The organism is Pedobacter miscanthi (genome assembly GCF_032678605.1).
In the GTDB taxonomy this organism is placed as follows: domain Bacteria; phylum Bacteroidota; class Bacteroidia; order Sphingobacteriales; family Sphingobacteriaceae; genus Pedobacter; species Pedobacter miscanthi_A.
Window position 1 is genome coordinate 1 of the sequence record NZ_JAVTSU010000043.1, and the last position, 10,082, is coordinate 10,082.

10 protein-coding genes are annotated in these 10,082 nt (G+C 41.5%); 3 read left to right on the top strand and 7 right to left on the bottom strand.

The annotated features are described in order from the left end of the window. The 7 genes from R2R28_RS28750 to R2R28_RS28780 form a co-directional block, all read right to left on the bottom strand. On the bottom strand, positions 1-1,302 hold a 1,302-nt coding region (locus R2R28_RS28750; protein ID WP_316829108.1), incomplete at its 3' end, for a TonB-dependent receptor plug domain-containing protein. A gap of 45 nt (positions 1,303-1,347) precedes the next feature. After that, positions 1,348-2,577 carry a S41 family peptidase gene (locus tag R2R28_RS28755; RefSeq protein WP_316829109.1) on the bottom strand — a complete coding sequence of 410 codons (1,230 nt, stop codon included), beginning with the start codon at positions 2,575-2,577 and terminating at the stop codon, positions 1,348-1,350. 52 nt (positions 2,578-2,629) lie between these two features. After that, complete coding sequence (locus tag R2R28_RS28760; protein ID WP_316829110.1) at positions 2,630-3,607, bottom strand: hypothetical protein; 978 nt, start codon at positions 3,605-3,607, stop codon at positions 2,630-2,632. 160 nt (positions 3,608-3,767) lie between these two features. Further along, a complete protein-coding gene (locus R2R28_RS28765) occupies positions 3,768-4,361 on the bottom strand; it encodes a hypothetical protein (protein ID WP_316829111.1) in 594 nt (197 codons plus the stop codon). Between the two features lie 77 nt (positions 4,362-4,438). Further along, the gene (locus R2R28_RS28770; protein WP_316829112.1) at positions 4,439-5,404 is read right to left on the bottom strand and encodes a hypothetical protein; all 966 of its coding nucleotides are present in this window, start codon (positions 5,402-5,404) and stop codon (positions 4,439-4,441) included. 30 nt (positions 5,405-5,434) lie between these two features. Beyond that, complete coding sequence (locus R2R28_RS28775) at positions 5,435-6,193, bottom strand: HmuY family protein (RefSeq protein WP_316829113.1); 759 nt, start codon at positions 6,191-6,193, stop codon at positions 5,435-5,437. A gap of 5 nt (positions 6,194-6,198) precedes the next feature. Next, entirely contained in the window at positions 6,199-6,927 is a 729-nt protein-coding gene (locus R2R28_RS28780) for an HmuY family protein (RefSeq protein ID WP_316829114.1), read from the bottom strand. Positions 6,928-7,253: 326 nt separating this feature from the next. Between R2R28_RS28780 and R2R28_RS28785 the strand changes: the two genes are divergently transcribed. From R2R28_RS28785 to R2R28_RS28795, 3 genes are read left to right on the top strand one after another with little or no spacing between them, the layout of a single operon-like run. Next, positions 7,254-8,096: a hemin ABC transporter substrate-binding protein gene (locus tag R2R28_RS28785; RefSeq protein WP_316829115.1), complete on the top strand. Its 843-nt coding sequence runs from the start codon at positions 7,254-7,256 to the stop codon at positions 8,094-8,096. Continuing rightward, positions 8,096-9,139 carry an iron ABC transporter permease gene (locus R2R28_RS28790; protein WP_316829116.1) on the top strand — a complete coding sequence of 348 codons (1,044 nt, stop codon included), beginning with the start codon at positions 8,096-8,098 and terminating at the stop codon, positions 9,137-9,139. Before R2R28_RS28785 ends, R2R28_RS28790 begins: the two co-directional genes overlap by 1 nt. After that, positions 9,140-10,036 (top strand): heme ABC transporter ATP-binding protein, encoded by an 897-nt coding sequence (locus R2R28_RS28795; RefSeq protein ID WP_410479065.1) that lies wholly within the window; start codon positions 9,140-9,142, stop codon positions 10,034-10,036. The last annotated feature ends 46 nt before the right edge of the window (positions 10,037-10,082 follow it).

Genomic DNA, 10,082 nt, shown 5'->3' on the forward strand with positions numbered 1-10,082 from the left:
TGACACATCATTCATGGTTTCGATACTGCCACCTAAACCGCCCGTAAATTTAAGTTCATCGCTGATACCATAAGCAAATTGCTGTTCGAAACGGTGCAGGTTCTTCACAAAAACATCTTTGGTAATGCTGCTGTTCGTTTGCTGCCAGTCTACACTTTGATCGGACCGGAAATTGGTAAAATAATAACGGCTCATGCTGCGCAATCCCGAATTGAAATTATGATCAAAAGTGGCCGAAAGGTTTAAATCCTGCTCATCCTGACTATCGCCGGAAATAATGCCCAAACCAAAATCTTTAGCCATAAACGATTTCCTCAACCCATACCTGCCGCTAAAACCAAGTGTACTTGTTGGTGTTAAACGGTACCTCAGCCTGCCTTGCAATGCATAATTATCGTAAGGTGGTGCTGTTGTCCCCTGCTGAATGTATTTTGGATTGGTATTAAAACCATCCGTGCGATAATAATTGGCAGAAATATTGGCCGATCCCCTTTGTGAAGCGAATGGTGTTTCGCCTTCGAGGGTAATATCGGCAATGTTTAAACTCCCGTAATTTGCTGCGATAAGTGCCTGTGGCTGTAAAGCGCCATAGCGGGTAACGATGTTAATCGCCCCGCCGAGCGCCTCGCTTCCGAAGAGACAGGAAGATGCACCTTTAATAATTTCGATCCGTTCGATATTGGAAACGCTGATCCTGGATAAATCAAAATTTCCGCTGTTGCGACCAACCATGGGTTGCCCGTCAATTAAAATCATCACGTATTCGCTGCTAAAACCCTGCATCTGCACACCTACTGACCGGGCACCACCGCCAATGTTATTTACAATCGCAATCCCGGTTTGTTCTTTCAATACCTCATCAAGCCTTCTGCTACCCATCAGTTCGATGGTGCGCCTGCTGATTACGGTAACAGGCATGGCGCTGCGCTCTAATTTCATCAGGTTATCCGGGGCAGCACGGTTTTCGGATACGGCAACCTCGTTAAGTTCGAGTTCATCGCCTGATAATTTAATGATCAGGTTATTGGCAGCTATACCAATTTTAATATTATTCTGGTAACTGGCCTTACCAACCATGGTTACCGTAATACTGTAACTACCTGCAAATATCTTGTTGAAAACAAAATTACCTTTGGCATCAGTTTCAGTGGTATGTCCGTCAGGTTCCAGGCGTATGGTTGCACCGCGTAAAGCTTTACCCTGTTCATCGCTAACCGTGCCTTTTAAACTTCCATAATCCTGTGCGGTAACGTTTAGATGAAAAAATGCAAGGAAAAATATGATAGCGGATAGTTTAAACATGTTTACTTTTATTGCTTCAGAATCAGGCTTTTAACCTTTTTCCTATTATTTTCTTAATCTTAATCTGTTTTCAAACATGATACTTTCTACACCTGTTAGCAGAAGAAGATCTGTTTTATTGACTGTAATTTTATCTGTTGTGGCCAGTTTGCTTACAGCCAGTTTTTTTGTTCCATTGATGAGTTCCAAGGCTGCACTGAGGCAACTTTCGGTTGGATCCCCCAGAACCGGGTTATCTACACCTTTTACGGCAACATCAGGCTGCATGCCCGTAAAATAATCCGACCAGCCATTGGCATTTTTAATTAAAAAACTGCTCAGGTAAACACTGTACTGATCGATGTTGATGCCGAAAAAGCCTACAGGTTTGCCATAGGTTTTCTCTCCGATGAGTTTGACATCGAAATAGGGTTTCAAGCTACTGATCAGCATTTCGCTGGCCGACGCGGTATTACCCGAAACGATGAAATAAACGGATTCAATAGTCTGTAAACTTCCTTTTTTATTGAATTTATAGGTATTGCCCGCTATGGTATAATCTACATCGGCCATGGTGGCATTACGCCCATTGTAAACAGCCATTTTCCCATTGGCATCTAAATAAAGTTGATGCTTTAGTATAGCAGCAGTACCGTTCTGCATGGCCGGGTTAAATACCTCGCTGTACATCACCTTACCATTCAAACTGGCTGGTATAATTAAATCCGCCACATATTCTGCAGTTTCTAGATAACCACCGCCGTTGCCCCGCAGGTCGATTACAATAGCTTTTGGATTGGCAGTTGCGAGTTCGGCAAAGGCCTGATCTAATACCGCTTTACTGCTGCTTAATGAAGGGAATGAACCCAATGCCAGATAAGCGACAGTCTTATTTCCACTTGGAATTATTTTACTGGTAAGCACGGCTGTACTCGGGATTCCTACCCCTGCGGTACTTCCGGGAATACTTCTCCCCAACTGCAGATTAGAATATTTTGGATTTTCGAAATAAACAGGCAATTCGTAGGGGCTCCCGGTAGCTGCGTTTATTTTAAGTTGCGAAATATCGAATAGCTCCTTCCTAAAAGTAGTAATATCGGAACCGATCCCTACATATTTTTGCCTTGGGTTAAACTCGGCATAACCTGGCAACGCATCATTCCATAGGTATACCTGTTTCGCATACAAAAAGATAGAATCGAGCGTAAACTGACTGCGTGTGCCCGTTGTTGGCGAAATAATTTCGTCCGCATCATCAACAGAAACCTGTGCCTTTTTACAAGCAGAGGTTCCCATTAGAATCAGCGTTAAGAGCGTGGTATATATTTTTAAGTTGTGCTTCACTTCCTTAATTTGTGATCGTAATCAGCTCATCAAAGTAGCCAAAAGCTGAGCCTGCCGCATAATACTCTCCACCAGGGAAATTGTAGATATAAAGGTCGTACTGACCGGTAGGCAAGTTTTCTGGTACTTTTAAAGTTAATTGACCTGTTTTCGCCTCTTTAATCGGAAGTTCGTAAATCTGTTGATTATCCAGATTCCGGATGGTAAACTTAGTGAGCTGTTCAATCCTGTTTGTGCCGTTTAATGTAAATTCTTCCCCGAGTTTAAAGGTTTTCTTTAAAACAGCTATTTCTTCCAGGCTTACACGCGGGAAACCAGAAGATATGCCAAAAGTGCGTTCTATAATAACAGTTCGTTGTCCGGAAACAACCTTCAATTTATAAATGCCATCCGGTGTTGTGCTGCCCAAAGTTACATTTATGGCAATTGGGGTAATTGTTCCGATGGCAAGCTCTTTTTCAGTATTATCGGCTGTATTGATCAGGTAAACCTTTGTCTGATTCTTATCAGCAATGATATTATCACCACCAATAGCGATGTTATTCCCCCTTAACGCGTAATTTTTTGTATTGTAAACTAAAACCCCGCCGGTTACATTTATTTTAAGTAACGGCTGATTGATTACCTTTTTAATCAGATATTCTTTAGTGGCACCATTCTGCGCAGTTACCACAAATTTGGTTGTTTCTTTAAAAGCTATGCTTTGTCCTGAAGCCGGACTAACCGTTGCCCTTTCAGATAATACAATATCTGGCACAATATTATCTGGCACTGCCTGGTTGGATGGCCAGTATATAATGAGGTTCTTTTCGTCTATTACCGCTTTCAACGGATTTCCGGCTGCATCTTTTATTGTAAAGCTTACAATGTCGGTATAAGGAAAATCTTCGTATTCCTTTTTACAGGAACTAAATATGCTTAATAAGCATAAAAGAAAAAGATAATATGAACTGGCAGAGAAGCGTTTATATATTGTATTCATAATCTATTATTGTTAGGTTTGCATTTTTAAAGCCCGCAAATATGGTCTTACCAAAGGCTGATATTTTTAAAACGATTCGGGGATTATCCCCTTAATTTGGGTATTTATGATTTATAGAGCGGTATTAGTGGTATCGCTCTTTTTTTAACTGAAGGTTTGTTTATTTCAATCTTTTGATGTGGAAATTAACAGTGGTATTGTAAGTACCAGAAGTGGTTACCCCATCAAGCTGAACTGCATAAAGTTGTGTTGAGGCAGAAACAGAAGTGTTATTACCTACAAGTGCATATCTTTTAGCAACAGGTGTAATGGTGCGGAAAGTTCTGTCGTAATCGTACCAACCCGTTACAGCCGGAACAGAATTGTTGATTCCTAAAGTACTGATACCTCCTAGTGTAACACTTGCAACATCTGTTAATGTAATGTTCGCTACATCGGTGATGGTTGCAGAATCATAGTAACCCAATTGGTAGGTTCCAACCACAGTGATGTTTCCATCAAAGTTATTGTCGAAGTTTACCTGATTAGTAGTACTTGATGGTGCATTATTTAACAAATCGTAGCCAACTGCTGTCCAGGATGTTGGAGAAGTAGACGAATTGGTTACTACGCCTGCCTGTGTACCGCCTACAGGTATAACTGCCTGGGTATTCTGTAAAGCAAGTTTATTGTCTGGTTGAGCAGCATCTTTTTTACAGGCGGTTCCTAATATGGCTAAAGTTGCAATTGCAAACGTAAGTTTTAAAAATTTCATTTTCATTTTTTTAAGATTTATGATTTTTTATATAAATGGGAATAATCTCCCGAATCGTTTTTCAATGGTATAGGTTGTTATTTAGCAGTTACGGTAACGGCCCAGTTTAGTGTGAGCAATGGCCAGGTACCAAATGCTGCTGTTGGTGTATATACGCCTGGCGGCACAGTTTCAGGAATCCGGATTACCGCCTCTATTCTGTTGTAGGATACAATTGGTAAAAGCGTTTTCTGCCCGTTTACCATGATGTAGAACTCTTTAAAATCGTTAAATACAGTTGTGGTGGTTACAATTTTAAAGGTTTCACCCTGTTTAGCGGTTACCGGACCATAGTTTATCCCTGATCTGCCAAAAACTACATTTACAGGATTCTTCATTTCTGCAGTTAAAGCCTGTACCTTAACCCTGATTTTGTAAGCGCCCGGCTCCAATGTCTGTGGAGCCATCAACCGCCCGTAGGTATAAGTTTTAGTGCTGCCTATCATAGAAACAGTTACTGCCGGAGCGCCAAATGATGGAGAGGGCAAAAATTCGTATTCTTTATTGTTGGCATCTACCAGATATGCCTTGATCTTTTTGATATCCGAAACATTAAAATTGCCCTGAAGCGCAATATCTGCACCACCTATGGCAATGTTAGCAGTATTGGTAGCCGTTGACAGTTCGGTTAGTACCAATGGCGATTCCTGATTTAATTTAATAATCAGTGTATAGGTTGAGGTACTTTGATCGGCAGCTATTACAGTATAGATCTTTTTGGTATCCAAAACTTCTACCGGAGCAATGGCTTCTTTGAGTTTAGCCCCGGCCGAAAGTTTGATTACAGGCTCTATTACATCCAGTTCGTAATAATATGGCAGATAGAGCGTAATGGTTTTATCGGTTTCATCAATGGCCCCGAAAATATCTCCATCCGATACGGCAACCTTAAATTCGGTGATTTTATTTGCAGGAAGCGGATCCAAACCAATTGTTTTTTTGCAGGCGGCAAGCGTGGCAACTGTTAATATAATACAAAGCAGTTGCGTTAATTTATTCTTCATTTTAATGATTGTATTGATTTATTTGTGAGCTTATTTGATTTCGAATTTGATACTTCCTTTTGGCACAATTACATATTCAAAAGTGAAATACATGTGTGGGGTGGTCCTGAACCATTTATCGGCCGTAAAAGCATCCTTATAACAGCTGATCATTTTGATCTTGGCATAATCGCCTTTGGCAGTACGGATGATTATAGTTCTTTTCTCGGGCATGGCGTAGGCCACATGCTGTTTATCGTAACTGCCATCCCCTCTTTTTGTTCCTCCAAAATCATAGAGGTACCAACCGATGCCTTCACCAAAATCTCCTTCATCGTCGGTACCAATGGTTTTAGTGATGCTCAATGTGCCGTCTGTCGGTATATCGGTAACCTGATCAAATGGTTTTTGTATGATGGTAATCGCACCTGTACCTGTGCTTCCGGCGCCAAGGCTAGTACTCGACTGACCATTATTACTGCTTAAAAAGCTATTGTAAAGTCCGCTAAAGCAGATATCCCAACGATTGGTTTTAGCGTATAATAAAGGAACAATTGCTTTAGTTTCTAAACTGAATAATACAGCTGTTGGTGGCACGGTGGGGTTTGCATCATCCGTTTCTACAGCTAAATTTTCTATACGTTGTAGCTTAAAGTATGGTGTACCACCTTCAGTTTTGGTAGGTACTTCCTTTTCAGGTTCGGGCGCAACAATTTCATCTTTTTTGCAACTGGCGAAAAGTACTATGAATACAAAACAGATTAATGCCCATTTAACCAGGTTTTTGTTTATGGTAATTGATTTATTCATCTTCTTTATTTGGTCTGTAAGTTTTTGCTACCATCCTGCTGTACATAATATTTAAAGGTGTAATAAGGCGCAGGCCAGTTTAAATCGGTAACACTAGGCGGATTGCCCTTGTAAGCATTGATTAACTGTAATTTGGCGTATTTGCCGTCGGGCAACCTGATGGCGTAGGTGCGGTTGGGGATAGCCTGCATAATGTGGGTATTGAGACTATAAAAAAACCATCCCTTTGATGCTGCAGACGATGCCCAGCCTATTTTGGTTACTTCACTGGCATTAAAGGCCTGATCGGATGGTGCCTGGTTAACCGTATCGTAAATTTGTTCCAACTGTAATACTGCGCTTTTTGCTGTTCCGCCGAAACCAGGGTTGTACTGATAATCTTTATCGTTAACATAAACCTCACTGTTGTAAGGACCGGTGAAAGCTAAATCCCAGTCTTTTGTTTTCAGCCACTGTGCCGAATCGGCTGCATTATGGATCCAGATCTGTTTCTGATCCCTGAAGCGGAAAAGAAAAGTATAAAACGGACGTACTTCTTTACCAGGAGTTCCACTGCCCATGGCGGCCTGTGTATCGCCGGCAAGATCGGTAATTACCACACTTTTGCCATCCTGTAAAACTTCATTCGGATCCAGTTCATCTTTCTTGCACCCACCAAAAGCGACCGTTAAAAGCAAAAGACCAGCAGTAATCGCTTTTTTATTGAACCGGCAAGTGTATTTTGTGTACTTCATTACGGATATTATTTTTAATCATTCTAAATAAGAACACTGCAAACATCCATATTAAGCGCCATAAATGGTTTGTGCAATCCGTATTTTAATTTGTGCAATCCGTATTTTCTTTTGTTCAAAGCGTATTTTTTTAGTCTCTATTTTGCACAAATTGGTTAATTAAATCTTACATAAAACTCATCAAATAAATGATTATCAGATTGTTAACCAACTATATCAGTAACTCTTTCTTCAAAAAAATACATTATGGCTAAATTCCTAACGAGGCTCAAATACTTGTATTTAGATTAATTAAACACTTTTTTTGTCCCGATAACAAAGCCTACATGAGTATAAAAAAACATTACATTATATTAGTTACTCTTTCTTTTTCCCTTATCCTGCAGCAAGCGGCCGCACAGGCGAAACGTATTATTAGCCTAAGCAGTGCCATTAGCGAAACGGTAAATGCATTAGGTTACGGTAAAAGTATTTTAGCTACCGATGTAACCAGTGTTTCGCCCGAAGAAATTAACAGATTACCAAAAGTGAGCCGCAACAGGTCGTTCTCTGTAGAAAGCATTACCGCTTTCCGTCCTGATCTTATTTTGGTACCCGAAGGCGATTTCTCTAAAGAAAACCTCTATCAGTTTAAGTCACTCGGCATTAGGGTGGTGAGCATCCGCCAGGAATTTTCGGTTGAAGGGGCTACGAAATTTATCAGGCAGATTGCCACAGCTATTGGAGATAAAGCCCGTGGCGAACAACTTGCACAAAAAACAGAAAACAGTGTTAATACCACTTTAAGCCAATTAAAAAAGGGAAACAAGGCTCCGAAAGTATTGTTTATTTATGCCCGCGGTGTGGGCACCATGAACGTGGCCGGAAAAGGCAGCAGTATTGATGCGATTATTAAACTGGCTGGGGGTAAAAATGCCATACAGGAATTCAGCGATTTTAAACCCTACACTACCGAAGCACTGGTTAAAAGTAATCCGGATATAATACTAATGTTCGATTTTGGTTTAAGCAGTTTAGGTGGCAGGGAAGCATTTTTAGAACTCCCCGGCGTAGCTTATACCAATGCAGGAAAAAACAAAAGGATAGTAGAAATGAACGGACCATTGCTCATCAACTTCAGCAACCGTTTACCCGAAGCCATTAAAACATTAAATAACCGTATTTTATAATGAAAAGAACCGTTATTTATACCTGCCTGAGTGCAGGATTACTGGTTTCCATCTGCTTTTCCCTTGCACTGGGCGCCATGCGCATCCCTTTAAAAGAAGTAATCGATACCCTGACCCATACCATGGGTTTTACTGTTTTTGGTGGTACAAATCACGGAATAAATGAAGGCGTAATCATGATGATCAGGCTACCGCGTACCTTAATGGGTGTACTGGTTGGTGCTGCACTGGGCATATCTGGTGCTGCGATACAGGGTATATTCAGGAACCCTTTGGCCGAACCCAGTTTAGTAGGGATATCGGCCGGGGCATCTTTAATGGCTGTATTGATTATTGCTTTCGAAACTTTGTTATTTTCGAGCCTAAGCCAGGTATTAGGTTATTATTTATTGGCTTTTGGTGCTTTTGCTGGTGCAGGCATTACCGCTATGCTGGTGTATAACCTTTCGAAAGTAAACGGGCAAGCCAATGTTTCAACCATGCTTCTTGCAGGTATTGCCATTAATGCCATGGCAGGGGCTTTAACCGGACTGGTAACCTATCTGGCCGACGAGCAGAAACTCCGCAGCATTACCTTTTGGATGATGGGCAGTTTGGGTGGTGCTACCTGGCAAAATGTAAGCTGTTTGTTCCCTTTTGTGCTTATACCCATAATCGGACTCCCTTTTCTATCCAGGGGATTGAATTTATTTGCCATCGGCGAAAGTCAGGTAGAACTGATCGGGCTAAACCCCAACCGCATCAAAATATTGGTGGTGGTACTAGCGACTATGGCCGTTGGGGCTTCTGTAGCCGTTTCGGGCATTATCGGCTTTATCGGATTGCTTATCCCCCATCTTACGCGTTTGCTGGGCGGTGTAGATCACCGTTTTGTGCTTCCGGTTTCGGCATTAATGGGGGCTTTGGTGCTTACCCTGGCCGATATGGTGTCGAGATTGATTTTTCAGCCCATCGAATTGCCTATCGGCGTGGTTACTGCTTTAATGGGTACACCCATATTTTTATATATCCTCATTAAAGACAAAAAGAAATTAGTTAATTAAATACCGGTTATGCTTAGAGTAGAATCCATCAGCTATAAATTAAATAACAGGCCGCTGTTAAAAGATATCTCATTCAGTATCAGGCCGGGCGAAATGGTTGCGCTTTTAGGATCAAACGGTGCGGGTAAATCAACCCTGATGCGTTTGCTTTCGGGCGAACGAAAACCCGATACCGGACGTATTATGCTGTATGGGGAAGACCTTGCGGCTTATAACCGGAAAATTTTGGCTACCAAGAGGGCTTACCTGCAACAACATAATCCCATTTCGATGGCCTTTACTGTAAAAGAAGTGGTAATGATGGGCAGATATGGTTTAAAAAGTGGCTCATCAGCAAAAAACGACCAAACAGCACTACTCGAAACCATGAAACTATGCGGTTTAACCGATCTTTCCGACCGATCAATGCTAAGCCTTTCGGGTGGTGAACAACAGCGGGTGCACCTGGCCAGGGTTTTGGCGCAGTTGTGGGATAATAAAGATGCTGTATTGCTTCTAGACGAACCAACCAATAACATGGATCTTCAGTTTCAGCACCAAACCCTGGCTATTGCTGCTGCGATGGCAAAAAAAGGCTATATGATTATTGTGGTACTGCACGAGGTTAACCTTGCCGCGCAATATGCCAGCCGGATCATTATTTTAAAAGATGGGCGGAAATGGTGGGACGGTACCCCGGTACAGGTACTTACTCCACAACACATATATACGGCATTTGGCATCCATGCACAGGCCTATACCGACCAAAGCAGCCTGAAAACTGTTATTGTACCGAAAGAAATTAAACTGGATGCAGCAAAATTCAATTCCAACCTGCAAGTGCTCCACCAACCCGTTTATAAGTTAAAAACTACCGAAACCGATGAATTAATTAACCTCCAATCCGTAAAGATTTAAATCTCCGCTAACTATGAAAAACATTCAAAAACTATTCAATACCGCG